The following is a 19498-nucleotide window of genomic DNA, read 5'->3' as shown; positions in this document are numbered from 1 at the left end:
ACTCTCTTCGGGGAGTGTCTGCCTTGTCTCAACGACGACCTACTACCAACCTCCGCCCATATTCCTTACAATCCCGCTCCGTTTATTGTTTAACCAATTGTGAAGTACTGCCGGAGCCCGCATGCGAATAATCCTTGCCCCGATGGAAGGTCTGGTGGATGCCCCCATCCGCGAAACCCTGACCAAAGTTGGTGGTATTGACCGGTGTGTGACCGAATTCATTCGCGTGACTCACGGCATGCTGCCGCCCCGGGTTTTCTACAAGTATGCTCCCGAGCTTCAAAACGGTTCGCTCACCGAGGTGGGCACACCGGTGGCCGTTCAGTTACTGGGTTCAGATCCGCATCAGATGGGCCGGCATGGCCTGAAGGCGGCGGAGCTCGGCGCCAACCAGGTCGATATCAACTTCGGGTGCCCCGCCAAAACCGTCAACAAGCACAAGGGCGGTTGCGTGCTGATGCGGGAGCCGGAGCTGATGCACGACATTGTTGCCCGGGTCCGTCAGTCTGTGCCGGCGGACATCCCGGTCACCGCCAAGATGCGCCTCGGCTACGATGATCGCTCCATGGGCGTGGCCTGCGCCCAGGCGCTGGAAGCGGCGGGAGCCGAGGAGATTGTGATCCACGCCAGAAGTAAGGTCGACGGCTACAAGCCCCCGGCGTACTGGGAAGAAATTGCGAAAGCGCGTGAGGCGGTTGGTATCCGGGTCATCGCCAACGGTGAGATCTGGACGGTCGACGATTACTGGCGCTGCCGTGACGTGTCCGGTTGTGAGGATGTGATGATCGGCCGCGGCCTGATTGCCCGTCCGGACCTGGCGAGAAAAATCCGCGCCAGCCAGCAGGGCGAGGCGGTGGCGGATATGACCTGGCCGGAGGCGGTGGCGCTGGTCTGTGAATACGCGTTCGCGCTGCAGACTCGCCTGGAGGACCGTTTCGTCACCGGCCGTATCAAACAATGGCTCAATTACCTGCGCCAGGGCTTTGTTGAGGCTGAGGTGTTGTGGCCTGAAGCCCGCAAAATCCGCCAGGTCGAGCCCATGCTGGCTTGCCTCCGGCAAGCCGTCAAGGTGCCGCAGGCCGCCTGATCAAGGCTGGCAACGGTCACTCAGGCTTTGTGGATTCCCTGCATTATTTCCCCTCCGGATTTGCCGTCTACACTGGTACGGATAGTGGTGCTGTTCGTAGTCGTTAGATGAAAATCGAACAATAAACAGCGGAGAGGGATGTGATGGTACGTTCAGGATTGATAGCTGCCCTTGCGGTGGGGTTCGCGCTGGGTTCTGCCCCGGTGGCGGCGGAAGACGTGGTGCAAGTAACGCCTCTGGGAAGCCATGACGGCGAATTCTGTGGCCGCGACCGCGCCCTGGTGTTTGAAGACCCCAACGGCACCCGGATTCTATACGATGCCGGTCGCACGGTTGGCGGGCCAGACGATTCAAGGCTGGGTGATATCGACGTGATACTGGTGTCTCATATGCACGGGGATCACGTGGGCGACCAGCGCATCCGCGAAACCAACGCCGGCACCTGCGCATCGCCGGACACCTCGGTGAGCACGCTGCCGCAGTCCAACACCATCGACATCGCCGTTAAAAAGAAATCGCGGATTGTCACCGGCAGTGAGATGCCAGCCTTCTTCGCCGCGAAACTGAAAGAAGCCGGTGCAGATCCCTCGAATTCCGTGCTGGTTCGCTTCGGCGGCGAGCGCGAAGAGGGCGGCGTTAAAATCACCACCGTTCCGGCAGCACACAGCAACGGCGTTTCACCCTCGTTTCTTACCGGTCCGCTGGCGGACTATCTGCAAGCGGCGGGCGTCGGAGCCAGCGTGGGGCCGCCAACCGGCTACGTGCTGACCTTCAGTAACGGTCTGGTGGTGTACCTGTCCGGCGACACCGGCATCACCGCGGAACAGAAACTGGTGGTCAATGACCATTACGGAGCGGAACTGGTGGTGATGAACATTGGCGATACCTTCACCACCGGCCCGGAAGAAGCGGCCTTTGTTGTGAACGAGTTGATTCAGCCGAAGGCCGTCATCGCCTCTCACGCCAACGAGCCCGCCACGAAAAACGGAAAAGTGCAGGACGGCACACGCACTGCCCGGTTCGCCGAACTGGCCCAGGCCCCGGTCCACGTCCCACTGAGTGGCAAGACCATGGGGTTTGATGGCAACGGCAGCTGCGTTTCCGGCTGCTGAGCTAATCGCCGGTAAAAGCACGAAGGAGAGCGTTTAGCCCTCCATGTCAGTGCTGTATTCCCCGTTACGTGCCGCGCCGTTCAGTTGCGCCCGTTTGTGCATGGCTCTCTGGGCAGCGGGGCCGTTTTCCAGCGCGCCGGCCCAGGCCTTTTGCGCCGGTTCCTGCAGGGCCCGCCCGTAAGAAAAGCTCAGGGCCCAGGGTTGCGGGCCGTGCTGGTTGATGGCGTTAAGGTTGGCTGTCGCTTCTTCCGGCGTCTGGCCACCGGACAGGAACACAATGCCCGGAACCGCCGCCGGTACCACACGCCGGAACACGTGGAGGGTGGCTTCAGCCACCTGTTCCGGGTTGGCTTGGGTGGTATGGGACTTGCCGGGTGTCACCATGCTGGGCTTGAGGAGCATGCGCTCCAAAACCACGCCGTGGCGATGGAGCGCGTCGAAAACCGCCTTTAATACCGATTCGCATACCTGCGCGCTGTGTTCAATGGTGTGATAGCCGTCGATGAGAACCTCCGGTTCCACAATCGGCACCACACCCAGCGATTGGCAAACGGCGGCATAGCGGGCCAGTACCTCGGCATTGGCTTCAATCGCCAGTCGGCTCGGGTTGGTGTCGGTGATGTGATAGACGTCCCGCCACTTGGCAAACCGGGCGCCCTGTTCCCGGTAACCCTGCAGCCGCTCCTCCAGGCCATCCAGCCCGTAGGTGATCTCATCCCCCGGTGCGTTGGCCATCGGTCCCTTGCCTTTATCCACCTTGATGCCGGGCACAATGCCCTGGCGCAGCAACAGCCCGGCCATGGGTTCGTCGTCGAGGCTGCGCTGGTTCAGGGTTTCCTCGTAGAGGATCACTCCGCTGATGTGGTCCCCCAGACCGGGGGTGGCAAAAATCAGGCTGCGATACTCCTGGCGCTTCTCTTTCGTGGATTCAACCCCGATCGCCGCAAACCGCTTGGCGATGGTGGGGGCGCTTTCGTCGGCGGCAAGTATGCCTTTGCCCTTGTGAATCAGTTTCTCGACGGTGTCTTCCATGTCCTGCTGATGGCTCATGAGGTTTCTCCTTTCCCTGCTGGCTGCTGGTTTGGCCGAAGGCGTGTTATCCAGTGTAGACCGTTCACACAGATTAAATTTTGATCTGTGCAAAGGCGCCGCCGGCAAATCAGGCATAAGCTGAGGTCAGGACCACATGGGAAAGGATGCAAACCATGAAAACCGTTGTGAGTGTCAGTCAGGGCTCTTCAGAATACGATTATCAGCTGGAAACCGAATTTATGGGGCAGGCCTTCCGGGTGATCCGGATCGGCACCGACGGTGATCTGTCGCGGGCTGAGGCGATTCTGGAAAACGTACGGGAGCAGGCCGACGCCATCGGCCTGAGCATGGTGCACGATCACTACCAGGTAGGTCGGGAACAGATCGAGCACCCGGACACGGCCCGGCTGGAGGCCTGTGTACCAGACAAGTCCGTGACCACCGGCGCAGGGCTGCGTCGCATCCTGCAGGAATGGGCGGTTCGCCACACCCAGAGTGAACTGGGGCATTTTTTTGATAATGCCCGGGTGCTCTGTTTCAACGGTCAGGCCAGCTATCGCATTGCTCTGGCGTTATCGGAGCACACTGATAATCTGCGATTCGCCGATCCCTACACGGATTTCGGCCTGCCGCGTCTGCTGACGTCCCTGGGACAGGTCGAGCGCTATACCGCGATCACCGCACCGCTGTTGTACAAACCACTCGCGGTACGGGCGCTGGATGCCCTGATTCACAATCCCCTGTACCGACTCGGAGAGGGCCTGGTGCAAGGGTCTCTGCATCAGGCCGTCAAACAGTCTCATGTACTGGTGGCGGCGGTTGGAGAGCTGGCGGATTTCACCCAGACCGAGCTGGACGGTAAAACCGTCATAACCTCTCGGGTGACCGAGCAATCACTGGACTGGATGCGCTCACGCAAAGTCGCAATGGTGGTGGACTACAGCCCGTGGCTGGAAGGCCGGCCGGTGGGCGCCAACGTCATGGAGGCGATGATCAGTGCGGCCCTGGAGCGGGCGCCGGCGCAACTGGCCGCGAACGACTTCCTGGATGTGATTGACCGGCTGGGCATCGAGCCGCGGATTCTTTATCCCAATGGTTACCGGCGGGTGAACCGATTCGCGTTCGTGATTCATCCACTGTCACAGCAGTACCTCACCAAGACCCCACCCCTGGACTGGATTGCCAGCGTGTCGCCCCCGGGGGTCATGAATCTGGTTGAGAAAGTGGTGGCCTACACGCCGCCGTTTGTCTATTCACATATTGAGGGTGTGACATCGCCCACCGGGGACGAGGCCGAGGGCTGGCTGATCACCGTGGGCGGTACGCCGCGGGAGATCATGTCCCACAGTCCGGAATTCACCTACAGTCGTTTACTGTCCGCCGCGAGGCTGGCGAAAAAACTGGGTGCCCAGATTATGGGTCTCGGCGCCTTCACGAAAGTGGTGGGCGACGCCGGCATCACGGTCGCCAAGCGAGCTCCGTTGCCCATTACCACCGGCAACAGTTACAGCGCCTCGGGCGCATTGTGGGCGGCCCACGACGCGGTAAAAAGGATCGGGCTGGTACAGGTGGGACCCAGCGGTAAAATGGCCGGTAAGGCCATGGTCGTCGGGGCGACCGGTGCCATCGGCTCGGTATGCGCCAGGCTGCTGGCCAAGGCAGTGGATGAGATTGTTCTGGTGTCGCCGGAGGCGGCGAAACTGCTGGCACTGAAAGAGAGCATCCTGATGGAGTCGCCGGGCGCGACGGTACGCGTTGCTGCCTCCACCGATCGCGAGTTGGGTGCCATGGATATGGTGGTGACAGCCACCTCCGGCGCCGGAAAGCGGGTATTGGATATCCTTAAGGTCAAGCCCGGCTGTGTGATTACCGACGTTGCCCGTCCGCTGGATATTCCGGCGGAGGATGTGGCGAAGCGGCCGGACGTACTGGTGATCGAGTCCGGTGAAATCCGCCTGCCCGGTGATGTCCACATGAAAGACATCGGGCTGCCCAGGGGTATTGCCTATGCCTGCCTGGCCGAAACCATTGTGCTGGCGCTCGAAAGCCGGTTCGAGAACTTCACACTGGGGCGTAACATCGAGTGGGAAAAGGTGCGGGAGATCTACAAACTGGGTCTCAGGCACGGTATGACGCTGGCGGCCATTTCCGGGGTCAATGGCGTATTCGGTGAGGAGGACTTCGAACGGGTGCGCTCGCTGGCCAGAGCCGGCGTACCGGCAAGCAGCGAGCGTCTGCAGTCAATGCCCCACGGGTGAGGCTATTTTACGCCGTAAGCCATCATTGCCTCGGCCAGCTTTTTGAACGCGTAGATGTTGGCACCCTTGCTGTAGGGGTAAATGCCGTTTCTGCGCTTTACATGCGCAATGCAGCGGTCGTGAATGTCCGCCATGATGCCGCTGAGCATGGTATCAACTTTATCCATACTCCAGCTTTGCAATGAAGCGTTCTGGGACCGCTCCAGACCGGATACCGCAACACCGCCGGCATTGGCGGCTTTGCCAGGACCATAGAGCAGGTTGGCCTCAATCAGCTGGTCATGGGCCTCCTGGGTCAGGGGCATGTTGGCACCTTCGCACAGGGCCACCAGGTTATTCTTGATCAGCCGTTTCATGGCGTTTCCGTCCACCTCGTTCTGGGTGGCGCAGGGCAGGGCGATGGCGCCCTTGGCCGAGACCCAGGGAGTCTTGCCCGGGTGCCAGGTGCCGCAGGATGCGTCCGCCAGGGCGCCGTGTTTCTCCAGCTTCAGGGTGCGGATCGACGCCAGCTCCTTCGCGGTCATACCCTCGCGAAATACCCGGGTGCCGCCGGAATCCGACACCGTGAGTACCTTCGCGCCTTCCTGAATGCACTTCTCGGCGGCGTAGAGTGCCACGGTGCCGGCACCGGAGATCAGCACCCGCTGGCCTTCCACAGACTGATCATGGGCTTTCAGCATGTTCTTGAGAAAGTAGACCACGCCATACCCTGTCGCTTCAGTGCGGCCGCAGCTGCCGCCGAAGCCCGGTGATTTGCCCGTGAGCACGCCCTCCCAGCGATTGGTTAGCTTCACGTAATGGCCATAAAGAAAGCCGATCTCACGGGGCCCTACGTTGATGTCGCCCGCCGGCACGTCGACGTTCGGTCCGATGTGACGATACAACTCCTGCATGTAGGCCTGACAAAAACGCATGATTTCACGTTCGCTGCGGCCCTTGGGATCAAAGTCTGCACCGCCTTTGCCACCGCCCATGGGCAAGCCAGTGAGGGCATTTTTGAAGCACTGCTCGAAGCCGAGGAATTTCAGCACGCTTTCGTTGACCGAAGGATCAAAGCGGATCCCGCCCTTGTAGGCGCCCAGCACATTGTTAAACTGCACGCGCCAGCCACGGTTGACCTGAATATTGCCTTTGTCGTCATCCCAGCAGACCCGGAACCGCACGATGCGATCCGGCTCAAGCATACGCTCCGCGATATTCCAGCGTCGGTAGGCCGGCTCCTTGCGATAGACGCTGGCCACGTCGTCGAACACTTCCATGACTGCCTGATGGTACTCATCGGAGTGGGGGTGGCTCTGGTCGAGGGTGTTCTGAATGTGGTCCTGCAGCTTGCTCATTTTCGATCCTTTTGTCCTGTGAACTCAATTGCATACGAGGGCAGGTGGATGAATGGATTTTTAGCAGCGCAACGGCGCCCGATGGTTTATGTTGTAAGCCACATGGACATTTCCCGCGGTGGAGAATGGTTTGATCACTTATTCTTTATTGGCTTTTGCCGTGATTCTGCTGGTGGTTACTGCACTGGGCAAGGTGCGTCTTCACGATTGGTGGATACGGGTGTGCGAGTTCCCCCGGGTACAGATCGTCTGCCTGGCAGTATTGGTTGCCGTGATTGCCTTCTGGTTGGGAGAGGGCGACGTCCGGGGTTGGGTGGTCGGGCTGTGTACCGCAGTGCTGGTCCTGCAGATGTTCCGCATCCTGCCCTGGACGCGGCTGTGGCCGCTTCAGATGCAGAGTGCCGAGCCCGGCCAGAAGGAACGCTGTGTGACCCTGCTGGTCGCCAACGTACTTACGCCTAACCGGAACAGTGAGGGCCTGATCCGTCAGGTGCGTGAGCGGCAACCGGACGTGCTGCTGACCCTCGAATCGGACCAGTGGTGGGGCGATCAACTGGATCAGGCCTTCGGCGACTGGCCCACCATCGTTCGCGTGCCCCTGGATAACCTCTATGGCATGCACCTGTATTCCCGCTTGCCGCTGGAAGAAATCGAGGTCAACTACCTGATTCAGGACGACATCCCATCTATTCACGGTTGGCTGAAACTGCCCAGTGGTGATCGCGTCAGACTGCACGCCCTTCACCCCCGGCCCCCGGCCCCGAGCGAGAGTGAGGAGTCGCTCTGGCGGGATGCCGAGTTGCTGTTGGTTGGTGAGCAGATCCGCAAGAGCGGGTACCCCGCGATTGTTGCCGGCGACCTCAACGATGTCGCCTGGTCACGAACCACCCGGCTGTTCTGCCGGGTCAGCGGTATGCTTGATCCGCGGCGGGGTCGCGGCATGTTCAACACTTTCCACGCCGGCCACTGGTTTCTGCGCTGGCCGCTGGATCACGTGTTCACGACCGAGCATTTTACCCTCGGCAATATCGAGCGACTGGCCGCGTTCGGATCCGATCATTTTCCGATGCTGGCAACCCTGTGTTTCCGGCCGTCGCGCTCCGATGAGCACGAGGCGCCGGAGGCCGATCGGGAGGAGCGGCAGGAAGCCCGTGAGAACATCCGCGAGGGCAAGGCGCGAAACCAGGAAACCTGAGGCGGTCAGAGCGCCTCTGCCGCACGGGCTGCATGCAGTTTCTTGTAGCTGTCGATGAGGCGCAGGTGTTTGTCGAGCCCCTCCAGTTGCATGTTGGTCGGCGTCAGGCCATGGAAGCGCACACTGCCGTCCACAAGGCCAACCACATCCTGCATGGTCTGTTCACCATACATACGCTGCAGGTTGAACAGGAAGTCGCCCAGCTCGAGTTGCTCATCGAGGGTGATCTCCAGCACCGCATTGACCGCTCGGTAGAACAGGTTGCGCTCCACCGTGTTGTCGTTGAATTGCAGGAACGCCTCCACCCGCTCCAGGGCGTCTTCGTGCTGCCCGAGTGCGAGATTGATCAATAGCTTGAGTTCCAGCACGGTGAGCTGGCCCCACACGGTGTTCTCATCAAACTCGATGCCGATCAGGGTGATGATGTCGGTGTAGTCGTCGATCTGGCTTTCTTCCAGATGCTCCACCAGAGCGGCCAGCTCATCATCGTCCAGTCTGTGCAGGTTGAGGATGTCTTCGCGGTAGTCCAGGGCCTTGTTGGTGTTGTCCCACACCAGATCGTCCGCCGGGTACACCTCGGAATAGCCGGGCACCAGAATGCGGCACACCGGCGCGCCCAGTTCCTCGTAGACGGCCACATAGGTTTCTTTGTCCATCTCTTTCAGAATACCGAACAGGCCAGCCGCCTCTTCGGCGTTGGTGCCGGAAAAATCCCATTCACAGAAGTCATAATCGGACTTCGCGCTGAAGAAGCGCCAGGACACCACGCCGGTGGAATCAATGAAATGCTCCACGAAGTTGTTCGGTTCGGTCACCGCCAGGCTGTTGAAGGTGGGCGGCGGTACATCGTTCAGGCCTTCAAAGCTGCGGCCCTGCAGCAGTTCGGTCAGGCTGCGCTCGAGGGCTACCTCGAAGCTCGGGTGGGCGCCGAAGGAGGCGAACACGCCGCCGTTACGCGGGTTCATCAGAGTGACGCACATCACCGGGAACTGGCCACCCAGGGAGGCGTCCTTGACCAGTGTGGGGAAGCCCTGGGCTTCCAGCGCCTGCACTCCTTCGAGGATGTTCGGGTATTTTTCCAGCACGTGCATGGGCACGTCTGGCAGTGCCAGTTCCTCTTCGATGATCTGCTTCTTGACCGCCCGCTCGAAGATTTCTGACAGACACTGCACCTGGGCTTCCTGCAGGGTGTTGCCGGCACTCATGCCGTTACTGAGAAACAGGTTCTCGATCAGGTTGGAGGGGAAATAGACCACCTCGCCATCGGACTGGCGCACGAACGGCAGAGACACAATGCCGCGCTCGGTCTTGCCGGAGTTGGTGTCAATCAGATTGGAGCCGCACAGCTCACCGTCGGGGTCATATATGGCCCGGCAATGGTCATCCAGAATGCCCTCGGGCAGCTCGTCTTCGGGGCCCGGCTGGAACCATTTTTCGTTCGGGTAGTGTACGAACTCGCTGTTGGCGATGTCCTCGCCGAAGAACTGGTCGTTGTAGAAGAAATTGCAGTTCAGCCGCTCGATGAATTCACCCAATGCGGAGCACAGGGCGCTTTCCTTGGTTGCTCCCTTGCCGTTGGTGAAACACATGGGCGAGGCCGCATCGCGGATGTGCAGCGACCACACATGGGGCACGATGTTGCGCCAGGACGCGATCTCAATCTTCATGCCCAGATCTTCAAGGATGCGGGTCATGTTTGCGATGGTCTGCTCCAGGGGCAGGTCCTTGCCTTCGATAAAGGTCTGGCTGCTGCCTTCCGGCTGGGTCATCAGCAGCGCCTGGGCGTCGGCGTCCAGGCTTTCGACGGTTTCAATTTCGAACGTCGGGCCGGTCTGCACCACCTTCTTGACGGTACAGCGGTCGATGGAGCGCAGAATGCCCTGGCGGTCCTTGTCGGAGATATCCTCCGGCAGCTCTACCTGAATCTTGAAGATCTGGTTATAGCGGTTTTCCGGGTCCACGATGTTGTTCTGGGACAGGCGGATGTTCTCGGTGGGTATGTCCCGCGCCAGGCAATACACCCGCACAAAATAGGCCGCACACAGGGCAGACGACGCCAGAAAATAATCGAAGGGGCTGGGGGCGGAACCGTCCCCCTTGTAGCGAATTGGCTGGTCCGTCACCACGGTGAAATCGTCAAACCTGGCTTCAAGTCTGAGGTTGTCGAGAAAGTTGACGTTGATTTCCATTACAAAGATACCTGGATCGGAGAGTTTGGCGCGCCATTGAATTCAATGGCGGCCATTATCCAGTTTTTGCAGGCGTTCGTCTTGGTGGGATTTTCGTGGGTCTTTAATCGCTCTGTGTCAGGCCCATCTGCCAGAAATCGATCTCGAGCCGTGTCGCGTCGCGGAAGATGCGGGTGAGCTGTTCAAACCGCGCCGGGGAGACGTCGGCCAGGCGCTCGTCCAACCAGCGGATTTCCGCGCCCATGGCCTGCTGGAACTCGTCACTTTCGTACATGGCAATCCACGCGTCGTAAGGATTGTGCGCGCCGCGGAGGGTTTCCGCCCGGCTGTTCAGCCAGTTGGCAATTTCACCGTAGCCCACCATGCAGGGCGACAACGCTACGTGGAGATCCAGTAGATCGCCACGGTTACCGGTTTCAAGCACATAACGGGTGTAGGCCAGAGTGGCCCGCGCTTCCGGCAGCCGTGCCAGTTCCTCCTCCGAAATTCCCCATTCCTTGCAGTAGCTGATGTGCAGATCCAGCTCTACATCCACGATGGCCTGTAACCCCTCTTTGGCTTGCCGGAGATCGCTCAGGGTAGGGCTCTTGTAGGCGGCGAGAGCAAACGCCCGGGCGAACTGGATCAGGAACAGGTAATCCTGCTTCAGATAATGCTGGAACGCCTCGGGGGCCAGCGAGCCATCGCCGAGCTGCCGGACGAAACTGTGTTCAATGTAGGCCTGCCATTCGGCCCGGCAGGCGTGTTTCAGGTCTTCGAACTGATAGGGCATGTCAACTCCGTTAAACATCACTTTTGCTTAGGTTTTAGCAGCGGCTAAACTGACAAGCAACCTTCCCAGAATCAAGGACCGAATCCATGACGTTAAAACTTCAAATCATCATCTGCAGCACCCGCCCCGGTCGCATCGGGCCGTCGGTGGCTCAATGGTTCCACGAATTCGCCAGAGAGCACGGCCGTTTCGACTGCGAGCTGGTGGACCTGGCCGACTTCAACCTGCCGGTGTACGACGAACCCAATCACCCGAGACTGCAGAAATACGAGCACGAACACACCAAAGCCTGGTCCGCGAGCGTAGCCCGGGCGGACGCCTACGTGTTCGTGATTCCGGAGTACAACTTCTGCCCGCCGCCCTCGTTCATGAACGCGGTGAACTACGTCTACAACGAATGGAATTACAAGCCCTGCGGCTTTGTCAGCTACGGCGGGGCTTCCGGTGGTCTGCGCTCGGCCCAGCTTGCCAAACAGCTGGTGAATACCGTGAAGATGATGCCCATGGTGGAGGGTGTCATGGTACAGATGCCCTGGGAACTGCTGGACGACAACCGGGTGTTTATGGCCGGCGATCACCACACCGGTTCTGCGGGCGCCATGCTGGAAGAGCTGGCCAAGTGGGCGCAGGCACTGAAAACCCTGCGCTGAGTCAGTCAAACATGGCTGAGCATTGCGAGGAATGATGATATGAGTAATGTACTGGAATCGGCCGAGCAGCGTTGCGATGCCACCGAGGCGCCCTGCAGCGCCATCGAAACCATATTGAGCCCGCGGGTGGCCGACCTGGGCGGCTTTTCCGTGCGCCGTCTGCTGCCCACGGCCAGGCGGAAAATGGTGGGCCCCTGGATCTTTTTTGATGAAATGGGACCGGCGGATTTTCCGGCGGGAGCGGGCATCAATGTGCGCCCGCACCCCCACATCGGCATCGCAACGGTCACCTACCTGTTCGAGGGCGAGATACTGCACCGGGATTCCGTAGGCAGCCTTCAGCCCATCCGGCCCGGCGATGTCAACCTGATGGTGTCTGGCAGGGGCATCACCCATTCCGAGCGTGAGCGCCCGGAGATCACCGCCACAGACCATCGCCTTCACGGTTTGCAACTCTGGCTGGCGCTGCCGGACGCGCACGAAGAGACCGACCCGGGGTTCCACCATTACCCGGGTAATGACATTCCGGCCATCGAAGTGAACGGGGTCCCGGTCCGGGTCATGATGGGCAGCGCTTACGGCGTGACCTCGCCGGTGCGTCAGTTCAGTGAAACCCTGTATCTTGAGGCCAGGCTCAAGGCCGGCCAGCCCCTGGAGCTGCCAGAGGCAGCCGAGCGGGCCGTGTACGTGTCTCGCGGGGCGCTGACTGCCCACGGCTCCGAACTGCCCGCTCACAGCATGACGGTATTTGCGCCGGAGGCGGGGGTAGCGGTAACGGCGACGGAAGACACCCGCATTGCCCTGATTGGCGGCGAGCCTGTGGGCAAGCGTTTTATCGAATGGAACTTCGTGTCGTCCAGCCAGGCCCGCATCGAGCGGGCCAAGGAAGACTGGAGCGCCGGGCGCTTCGCCCGGGTGGTCGGTGACGAAGTAGAGTTTATTCCTTACCCGCCACCGGCTCGCGGCTGAATATGCCGATAATCGGCGTACCGTGGGCACGCATGACGGGCTCGATCTCGCGATGTAGTGCGTGGTACTGGTAAAAAGGCACGCGCGGGAAAAGGTGGTGAACCGAGTGCAGGTTCTGGCCCAGCCAGAACCACTCCAGGGGTTTCATCCACCGGGGCATGATCAGGCTGCTGGTGTTGCGGTAGCGCTTGGGATCCTGATACGGAATGTGCGGGCGGTAGGCGAACCAGTAGGCGGTGAAGAAGCCGCCCAGCAGATAACCCCCAACAACGACAGCCAGGGTCCACGGCTGATCGACCATCACCACAAACCCCACGCGCCAGCTTACAGACACCAGGACCTCCAGGCAGTAAATGACACGATCCTTCCGCGAAGCGGACGCCCAGTGTTGTTTGACAAAAAAGCTGTTCTGGACCCCGAGAAACCGGACCACCGTGGCCAGTGCCGGAAGCACGCCCCCGCCCATACCGCTGACCATGTAATCCGGGTCCTTGTCGGGCTGGTTGGTGTACCGGTGGTGGGTGAAATGCTCGAGCCGGTGCGAGGCGTAAGGTATGGCAATCAGTGGTGCCACCAGGTAACCGCAAAGATCGTTCAGCCACTGCCAGCGTTCCTGGCCGCCGTGGATATTGCCGTGTACGGCCTCATGCAGGGGAGTGTAAGCCATGTAGGTGAGGGCACCCAGAACCGGCAGTGCTACCCAGGCCGGTATGGCGCCTACGGCAAACAGGGCCAGGTTTGCCACGAAGCCGATCAGCGTGGCCGCCACCAGCAGAACCGTGGGCCACGCTATATGGCCCATATACTGTTTGGCGGACGCAATCGCCTGTTTGTTGAGCACCGTCAAATCGTCTGCCATGAGTAAACCTCTGCATGGATAATGGTCACAACAGCCAGTCTATGGGGCGCCAGGAAAGCGCAACAGGACCCCGGTGGCCATTCGGCAGACATTTATGGCCATTATTGCGATGGCCGTTGATGAGCCTGTCGGGGTAGACTCCGTGCCATGTCGAACTTCGAAAATACCCTGCACCCCGTAGCCATCAGCCAGGTCATGATCAACTTTGCCCTTGGTCAGGGTGTTGATCGCGATACCTGCCTGCTGGGCACCGGCATTACTGACCTGGATCTGCAGGATGGTGAGGCGCTGGTTACCCGTGGGCAGGAAATGCGGTTGATCGAGAACCTGATGCTTGCACTGCCGGATACCCCGGCACTGGGATTTCAGTTGGGTCTCCAGTACAGCCTGGCCACCTTCGGTATCTGGGGCTTTGCCCTGCGCACCAGCCGCACTCTCCGAGAAGCCATCGGACGGGCCATGCGATATCTGCCGCTGAGTACCGCCTATTGCACCATTGCCAGAATCGATGAAGCGAACCGCTTCGGTATCTCCATGGACCCGCAGGCGATTCCCCACCATCTGCGCCAGTTTCTGCTGGAACGGGACATCGCCACCGGCCTGAATCTGCTCAAGGAGCTGAGTCTCTCCGGTATGGGCATCGTTGCGCTGGAGTTTCAGGGCGAGCCGCCGGAGCATGCGCAACGGATCGGTGAATTGTGTGGTATTGATCCGATCTACCGCAGCTCCCGGAATGCCCTTGTGGTCCAAAGCGACTTGGCGGATCAGCCTCTGGCTACCTACGATTCGCAACTGGTGCGCATGCTCGACGATCAATGCCGCCGGCGTCTGGAACGGTTGCAGGCCTCCGGTCTGGCGGGGCAGGTGCGGCAGAAACTGCATGGGCCTCTGGGCCTGGTGGCCTCGCTGGACGAAATGGCTCAGGCACTGGCGCTGTCGCCCCGCAGCCTGCGCCGCAAGCTGGACCAGGAAGGCACCAGTTTCCGTACGCTGGTGGAAGACGAGCGCCGGCAAGCGGCGCTCCAGTTTCTCGACGGCAGCGACATGAAACTTGATGAACTGGCCATACACCTCGGCTATACCGATACCGCCAGCTTTACCCGCGCCTTCCGCCGCTGGATGGCGTGTACGCCGGGTGAGTATCGGCAGAACCAACGCCTACAATCCGGGAACCCAACGTTATGACAAACCGCGTAACCCTTCACTACTGCACTGGCTGCAAATGGATGCTGCGAACCACCTGGATGGCGCAGGAGCTGCTGAGCACCTTCGACGGCATGATTGATGAACTCACCCTCAAACCCGGCACTGGCGGCATTTTCGAGATCTACGTGAACAACACACGGATCTGGTCCCGCAAGGAGCAGGGTGGATTTCCGGAGATCAAGCAGCTCAAGCAGCTGGTGCGCGACCAGATCGCGCCGGAGCATTCGCTGGGCCACTCGGATCGGGCAAACTAGGAAGCGGTGGCGCCCAACAGAGTCACTCGATTGCGCCCTTCCTGCTTGGATTGATAGAGCGCGATGTCTGCTTGCTCCAGAAAGCTATCCTTGGAATCGTCTTCTGTCGGCACGGCGGCATAAACGCCCAGGCTGACCGTTAGCTTCAGGCGTCCGATCCGGGTGGTGACGGGTTCAGACGCCACGCTATCTCGCATGCGCTGGGCAACAGACATCGCAGATTGACGGTCGGTGTTGGGCAGCACCACACAGAACTCCTCGCCGCCATAGCGGGCGACCATATCGGCAGGCCAGCGTGAGCTGTTCTGGATGCGGGCAGCGATTTCCCGCAGGCTGTCATCTCCCACCTGATGACCGTGGGTATCGTTGACCGGCTTGAAGTGGTCCACGTCAATCATCAGAACCGCAACCGGCTTTCGGTCTATCCGCGCGCGGGCGATCGTGTGGGTCAGAAATCGATCCAGTGAGCGGCGGTTACTGAGGCTGGTGAGCTGGTCGGTGTCGCTCAATTGCTGCAGCTTTCGATTCGCTTTCCGCAGTTCCTCGGTGCGTTCTTTGACGTTCTGCTCCAGCATGTCGTTCGCCTTGCGCTGGATGTCCAGCGCCTGGGCCTGGGCCAACTGGGCTTCCTGCTGGTGGCGGATACGCTGTTGGCTCTCGGTGTTGATGCGATCCGCAATGGCCAGGGACAGGAATATGGCCTCAATGGCCGCGCCGATCTGCCAGCTGTGTTCGGTAAACAGATTGCTGGGCGCCAGCCCCCAGGACTTCAGGCTGTAGGCAATGCCACCCACGATCAGCATCGACCAGGCAATCAGGAAATAGCGTGCAGCGGGATTACCTTTGCGCAGACTGTTCCAGCCAACCACCCACATGGCCGCGGCCGTCACCGCACCGTGGGGGTTGGCCAGGCGGATCGACACGGAGTAATCCACAACGAAGCTTAGCGCCATAATTACCAGGGCCGCATGCTGGATCAGCACAATCACCCGGTCGAGCAGGGGCTGTTCGTCCCGAGTTGCCAGCAGAACGCGGCCAAACTGCATAATCATCCACATCGACAGGCTGACAAGCACCGACATGGCCTCGCGAGACCACCAGGGGTCCTCCAGACCCAGATACTGATAGCCAAGGCCGTTGAACAGGGTAAAGAACAACCCCTGGTGCACCACAATGACGCCGATGTAGTAGGCGTAAACCCGGTCCCGCAGTGTGGCCAGCAGAAAGATGCTGAACAGCGCCATGGTGAGGATCAGACCCTGGTAGAAGGAGAGCCAGGAACGGCTGGTCAGCTCGGTGTGCACCAGACCGGTATCGGTGTGCAGGTAGAGTGGAATGGTCAGCGTGTCGGCACTGTCCACATACAGGTAGTAAAGCGCTTCGCCGCCGGGTGGAACCGTTAACGGGAACACGAAATTCCGCGACTGAAAGGGGCGGTCCGGCGGAGGCACAAGGCGGCCGGATTCCACCTTCGTGTAGTGCCCCTGCTCATCCGGAGCATAGAGATTCAACCTATCCGCAAACAGGGAACGGAACTCCAGGAAACGTTTGAGTGGTTCGGCTCCGCTATTGCGGAGCTGGAAACGGACCCAATGACCGGCGCGGTTATAGCCAATATTCAGAACTTCGCTGCTATTTGGCCGGAACCGATCCGCGCTGGCGCGAGCCTCTTCCAGCGTCAGGGAGCGCTCCGGGTCTTCCAGATGCTCGATGTGGGGGCCAAGAGCGAGGGTTTCACCGGCTTGGGGCAGAGCTACCGGCTCTGTGGCAGCGAAACCCGGAAGTGCCACACACACGAAGACCAGGAACGCGACCCGGGACCAGAGGTGCCGGGAAAGTCTCTTGTTGAGGGTTGGTCGCCGCGCGATGGGAAAGTGCAATTGAAGCCCGCAGTATGAAGGTTCTTGTTCTTCGTTATGTTAGTCAAATAATGGGCATTTTGGGATTCAAACCGTATCTGAAGTGTTGGTTTAATGTAGCAAAGGAGGGCATGGCCGGCACAAAAGTAGCTGCGCCGGCCATGACGGTATGATGCCCGGTATCGCGAGCCGCAATCAGAAGGTGGTGTCCAAAACCGTGCCCATCCGGGTTTTGCCCAGAGACGGGTCGAATTCATCCCCCTGCCATGCCGGATGCCCGGCAATCATTACCAGTGGCACCACGCCATCGGTCCGGTTCACCAACTGCTCGTGGCTGAATTCCTCGCGATACTGTCGTTGCACTGTATTGTTGTGGTCCAGGCGACGCAGGGCAGACGGGTTCACCAGAATCAGATCCGCCTGATCGCCCACCTCGATGCTGCCGCCCTTCACGCCGAACACCCGGGCCGGATCGCGGGTCAGCCGGCGAACCATGTAGGCAACGTCGGTATCGCCGCCGTCGGAGGCCAGCTTCAGGGCGCGAAGGTTGCCATCGTAGAACGCCATATTGGTGAGGTGGGCACCGCTGTCATTGAAACCGGGCAGCAGCTGGCGGTCCATCAGCAGGTTACGAACCATTGTCTCGTCCCGGTTGGCGGATACGGTGTACCAGCTCAGGTCGCGGTCAAAGGCCCGCAGCATGGCCAACACGAAATCACCTTCGTCTTTCACGTCACCGAAATGGGTTTTGAGCAGGGTGGTTTTCGCTTCGGTGGCGTGGAATTCCCGACCGGTGTTGGCGGCCCTTACCCGGTCAAAGACCTCGGCGAAGGTGTTGCCCTCCCAGGCCTTGAGGGGGCATACGTCAATAGTCATGTCCGCAAGCGTGCGGTTGAACGCATAATCTTCCAGCCGCAGCCAGCGTTTGATCCGGCTCAGACCGAAGCCGGTCTTGCCACTCATCCACATGGCTTTGAAACGCTTGATGTAATCGGGGTCGTTGAGGATCCGGATGCGCTCCTCGCGGTCTTCCAGCTCGGTTTCATTGAGAGTGCGCAGTTCCTCGATTTCTTCGGACAGCGGTGTGACTGCGCCGTCAGACCAAACTTTGAACGGCGCTGCCAGGGCCTGCAGGTGAAAGTCGCCCTTCAATAGCCGGGAATTAAGTACCCGCGCCAGCAGGCGCGCCAGCCGCACGATCTTCCGATTGCTTTGCACATCCAGGGCAGCAACAACGGTCGTTTTCAGGGGCTTGCCGTGCAGGCGGCCGCAGCTGAGCAAAAAGGTCTTGATGGTGCCGATGGTACTGTCTTTCGGTGGCGTGGCCTGCCATACACCGCCCTTGCGACGCACCACATCCGTCAGCCGTTTGATCTCCGGGTATTTGGCGAACTGAGTGGGGATGGTTTTCCGCGTGTTGGGCTGGTTGGCCAGGTAGTGAAAGGGCAGGGCGTCGGTTGAAAAACCGGCGTAGCCATCATCCAGCGCCTTTTCCAGCAACGCTTCCATGGCTTGCAGCTCGTTTTCCGTCGGATCGCGGGAGATGCTGGCGTCAAACCCCATCACTTCTATGCGCAGCATGGAGTGGGGCACCAGCGTCACCAGGTTGGGGCCGAGGCTGAGCTTGTTGAGGTGCTGGATGTATTCTTTGGGGTTGTGCCAGTCCACCTTGTCGGCGGTGGCCCGCAGCACTTCTTTGGGAATGTTCTCTACCCGGGCATAACAATCCACAATGGGATCGGCGTCATCCTTGCGCTGGGCACCGAATGCCAGCCCCAGGCTGCAGTTTGCGATCACCACCGTGGTGGTACCGTGGCGAACGGATTCCGGCAATCCGGGTGCCACCTCCAGCTCAAGATCGTAGTGGGTATGAATATCGAACAGCCCCGGCATGGCCCAGTATTCATTGCCATCGATGACCTGGCGAGCGTTGGCCGGATCCAGTTCCTGACCCCGTGCAGCGATCCTTCCGTCGGCAATGGCAATGTCCTCCCGGAGCGGTAGCTCTCCGGTGCCATCAAACACTTTGGCACCGTGAATCAGATAATCCCAGGTTGCGACACTCGCGGTTGTCTCACTCATCATTGCCCCTCGCTTTGTTGTTCTGGTTTTCAAAATAGGCCGCCAGCAATTGCGTGCCGGTTTCGATCAATTCATTCCGCGTCACATCCTGATGCCCCTGAAACACATGCCGGTGGATAAGGCCCTCTGCCATGGAGAACAGGCAAAACGCGGTGGTTTCCACGTCGTCCCGCACGTAGCGGGCGACAAAAGCCCGCACCCGTTCCATCAGGATCGCCTCGCCGTCGTCCATCAGCGTTGCCAGTGCCGGGTCGACCCGGCGGCGGTATTCCAGCACGTCATGAAGACCCGCTTCCTGTTGGTGGAAGTCGTACAGGAAACCGAGGGCTTCGCGGAAAAGATCTCGGATGCTGGGGGCCTGTGGCCGGGTTGACACGCCACGCGTGAGCCCGAGCCGGGCGTCGGGTATCTGAATATGGGCGTGAAGATCTTCGAACCGCTGGCGTGTGATTTCCAGCAACACATCGTGTTTGTTGTGGAAGTACTGGTAAAACGTACCGGTGGCGACCCCGGCCCGATCCGCGATGGACTTCGCCGTGGTGGCCTCAAACCCCTGGACGGAGAATTCCTGAAAGGCGGCCTCCAGCAATGCGTTTCGCTTGCGGATGGCCCGTTGCTGTCTCGGTGCTGGTTTCAT

16 protein-coding genes are annotated in these 19498 nt (G+C 60.1%); 8 read left to right on the top strand and 8 right to left on the bottom strand.

Going from position 1 to position 19498, the window contains the following annotated elements; all coding sequences use genetic code 11:
• The first annotated feature begins 121 nt into the window (after positions 1–121).
• A complete protein-coding gene (locus MLC70_RS10345; RefSeq protein WP_248183609.1) occupies positions 122–1087 on the top strand; it encodes a tRNA dihydrouridine synthase in 966 nt (321 codons plus the stop codon).
• 143 nt (positions 1088–1230) lie between these two features.
• Positions 1231–2199 carry an MBL fold metallo-hydrolase gene (locus MLC70_RS10340; protein WP_248183634.1) on the top strand — a complete coding sequence of 323 codons (969 nt, stop codon included), beginning with the start codon at positions 1231–1233 and terminating at the stop codon, positions 2197–2199.
• A gap of 33 nt (positions 2200–2232) precedes the next feature.
• Here MLC70_RS10340 and MLC70_RS10335 read toward each other — a convergent pair whose 3' ends face one another.
• Positions 2233–3249 (bottom strand): class I fructose-bisphosphate aldolase, encoded by a 1017-nt coding sequence (locus MLC70_RS10335; RefSeq protein WP_248183608.1) that lies wholly within the window; start codon positions 3247–3249, stop codon positions 2233–2235.
• A 155-nt stretch (positions 3250–3404) separates the two neighbouring features.
• Here MLC70_RS10335 and MLC70_RS10330 point away from each other — a divergent pair, with 155 nt between their 5' ends.
• Complete coding sequence (locus MLC70_RS10330) at positions 3405–5489, top strand: dehydrogenase (protein WP_248183607.1); 2085 nt, start codon at positions 3405–3407, stop codon at positions 5487–5489.
• Positions 5490–5491: 2 nt separating this feature from the next.
• Here MLC70_RS10330 and gdhA read toward each other — a convergent pair whose 3' ends face one another.
• Positions 5492–6826 (bottom strand): NADP-specific glutamate dehydrogenase, encoded by a 1335-nt coding sequence (gene gdhA, locus MLC70_RS10325; RefSeq protein ID WP_248183605.1) that lies wholly within the window; start codon positions 6824–6826, stop codon positions 5492–5494.
• A 130-nt stretch (positions 6827–6956) separates the two neighbouring features.
• Here gdhA and MLC70_RS10320 point away from each other — a divergent pair, with 130 nt between their 5' ends.
• Positions 6957–8021, top strand: a complete 1065-nt coding sequence (locus MLC70_RS10320; RefSeq protein ID WP_248183603.1) for an endonuclease/exonuclease/phosphatase family protein — start codon at positions 6957–6959, stop codon at positions 8019–8021.
• Positions 8022–8026: 5 nt separating this feature from the next.
• Here MLC70_RS10320 and MLC70_RS10315 read toward each other — a convergent pair whose 3' ends face one another.
• Entirely contained in the window at positions 8027–10210 is a 2184-nt protein-coding gene (locus MLC70_RS10315; protein ID WP_248183602.1) for an OsmC domain/YcaO domain-containing protein, read from the bottom strand.
• Between the two features lie 103 nt (positions 10211–10313).
• The gene (gene tenA / locus MLC70_RS10310; RefSeq protein ID WP_248183601.1) at positions 10314–10982 is read right to left on the bottom strand and encodes a thiaminase II; all 669 of its coding nucleotides are present in this window, start codon (positions 10980–10982) and stop codon (positions 10314–10316) included.
• An 86-nt stretch (positions 10983–11068) separates the two neighbouring features.
• Here tenA and MLC70_RS10305 point away from each other — a divergent pair, with 86 nt between their 5' ends.
• Together MLC70_RS10305 and MLC70_RS10300 are read left to right on the top strand one after the other, a co-directional pair.
• Positions 11069–11632: an NADPH-dependent FMN reductase gene (locus MLC70_RS10305; RefSeq protein WP_248183600.1), complete on the top strand. Its 564-nt coding sequence runs from the start codon at positions 11069–11071 to the stop codon at positions 11630–11632.
• A gap of 39 nt (positions 11633–11671) precedes the next feature.
• Positions 11672–12601, top strand: coding sequence for a pirin family protein (locus MLC70_RS10300; protein WP_248183599.1), 930 nt, complete (start codon positions 11672–11674; stop codon positions 12599–12601).
• Here the strand turns inward: MLC70_RS10300 and MLC70_RS10295 are convergent.
• On the bottom strand, positions 12570–13460 hold the full coding sequence (locus MLC70_RS10295; protein WP_248183598.1) for a fatty acid desaturase family protein: 891 nt from the start codon (positions 13458–13460) through the stop codon (positions 12570–12572). The genes MLC70_RS10300 and MLC70_RS10295 overlap by 32 nt on opposite strands.
• A gap of 147 nt (positions 13461–13607) precedes the next feature.
• On the opposite strand from MLC70_RS10295, the gene MLC70_RS10290 reads away from it, so the two are divergent.
• Together MLC70_RS10290 and MLC70_RS10285 are read left to right on the top strand one after the other, a co-directional pair.
• Positions 13608–14645 (top strand): AraC family transcriptional regulator, encoded by a 1038-nt coding sequence (locus tag MLC70_RS10290; RefSeq protein ID WP_248183596.1) that lies wholly within the window; start codon positions 13608–13610, stop codon positions 14643–14645.
• Positions 14642–14920, top strand: a complete 279-nt coding sequence (locus MLC70_RS10285; protein ID WP_248183595.1) for an Rdx family protein — start codon at positions 14642–14644, stop codon at positions 14918–14920. The genes MLC70_RS10290 and MLC70_RS10285 overlap by 4 nt, the downstream gene beginning before the upstream one ends.
• Here the strand turns inward: MLC70_RS10285 and MLC70_RS10280 are convergent.
• The 3 genes from MLC70_RS10280 to MLC70_RS10270 form a co-directional block, all read right to left on the bottom strand.
• Complete coding sequence (locus MLC70_RS10280; protein WP_248183593.1) at positions 14917–16800, bottom strand: sensor domain-containing diguanylate cyclase; 1884 nt, start codon at positions 16798–16800, stop codon at positions 14917–14919. The genes MLC70_RS10285 and MLC70_RS10280 overlap by 4 nt on opposite strands.
• Before the next feature lie 174 nt (positions 16801–16974).
• Positions 16975–18861: an N-acyl-D-amino-acid deacylase family protein gene (locus MLC70_RS10275; RefSeq protein WP_248183590.1), complete on the bottom strand. Its 1887-nt coding sequence runs from the start codon at positions 18859–18861 to the stop codon at positions 16975–16977.
• Entirely contained in the window at positions 18854–19498 is a 645-nt protein-coding gene (locus tag MLC70_RS10270) for a TetR/AcrR family transcriptional regulator (protein ID WP_248183588.1), read from the bottom strand. The genes MLC70_RS10275 and MLC70_RS10270 overlap by 8 nt, the downstream gene beginning before the upstream one ends.

The organism is Marinobacter goseongensis (assembly GCF_023156235.1).
In the GTDB taxonomy this organism is placed as follows: Bacteria; Pseudomonadota; Gammaproteobacteria; order Pseudomonadales; family Oleiphilaceae; genus Marinobacter; species Marinobacter goseongensis.
The sequence above is the reverse complement of the archived record's forward strand: the minus strand, read 5'-3'. Positions and strand labels throughout refer to the sequence as shown.

Bases quoted from the DNA above. Each gene is read 5' to 3' on its own strand.
- MLC70_RS10285 (WP_248183595.1), top strand. From the start codon at position 14,642: ATGACAAACCGCGTAACCCTTCACTACTGCACTGGCTGCAAATGGATG.
- MLC70_RS10295 (WP_248183598.1), bottom strand. From the start codon at position 13,460: ATGGCAGACGATTTGACGGTGCTCAACAAACAGGCGATTGCGTCCGCC.
- MLC70_RS10290 (WP_248183596.1), top strand. From the start codon at position 13,608: ATGTCGAACTTCGAAAATACCCTGCACCCCGTAGCCATCAGCCAGGTC.
- MLC70_RS10300 (WP_248183599.1), top strand. From the start codon at position 11,672: ATGAGTAATGTACTGGAATCGGCCGAGCAGCGTTGCGATGCCACCGAG.
- MLC70_RS10275 (WP_248183590.1), bottom strand. From the start codon at position 18,861: ATGAGTGAGACAACCGCGAGTGTCGCAACCTGGGATTATCTGATTCAC.
- MLC70_RS10345 (WP_248183609.1), top strand. From the start codon at position 122: ATGCGAATAATCCTTGCCCCGATGGAAGGTCTGGTGGATGCCCCCATC.
- MLC70_RS10335 (WP_248183608.1), bottom strand. From the start codon at position 3,249: ATGAGCCATCAGCAGGACATGGAAGACACCGTCGAGAAACTGATTCAC.
- tenA (WP_248183601.1), bottom strand. From the start codon at position 10,982: ATGCCCTATCAGTTCGAAGACCTGAAACACGCCTGCCGGGCCGAATGG.
- MLC70_RS10340 (WP_248183634.1), top strand. From the start codon at position 1,231: ATGGTACGTTCAGGATTGATAGCTGCCCTTGCGGTGGGGTTCGCGCTG.
- MLC70_RS10270 (WP_248183588.1), bottom strand. From the start codon at position 19,498: ATGAAACCAGCACCGAGACAGCAACGGGCCATCCGCAAGCGAAACGCA.
- MLC70_RS10330 (WP_248183607.1), top strand. From the start codon at position 3,405: ATGAAAACCGTTGTGAGTGTCAGTCAGGGCTCTTCAGAATACGATTAT.
- MLC70_RS10305 (WP_248183600.1), top strand. From the start codon at position 11,069: ATGACGTTAAAACTTCAAATCATCATCTGCAGCACCCGCCCCGGTCGC.
- MLC70_RS10315 (WP_248183602.1), bottom strand. From the start codon at position 10,210: ATGGAAATCAACGTCAACTTTCTCGACAACCTCAGACTTGAAGCCAGG.
- gdhA (WP_248183605.1), bottom strand. From the start codon at position 6,826: ATGAGCAAGCTGCAGGACCACATTCAGAACACCCTCGACCAGAGCCAC.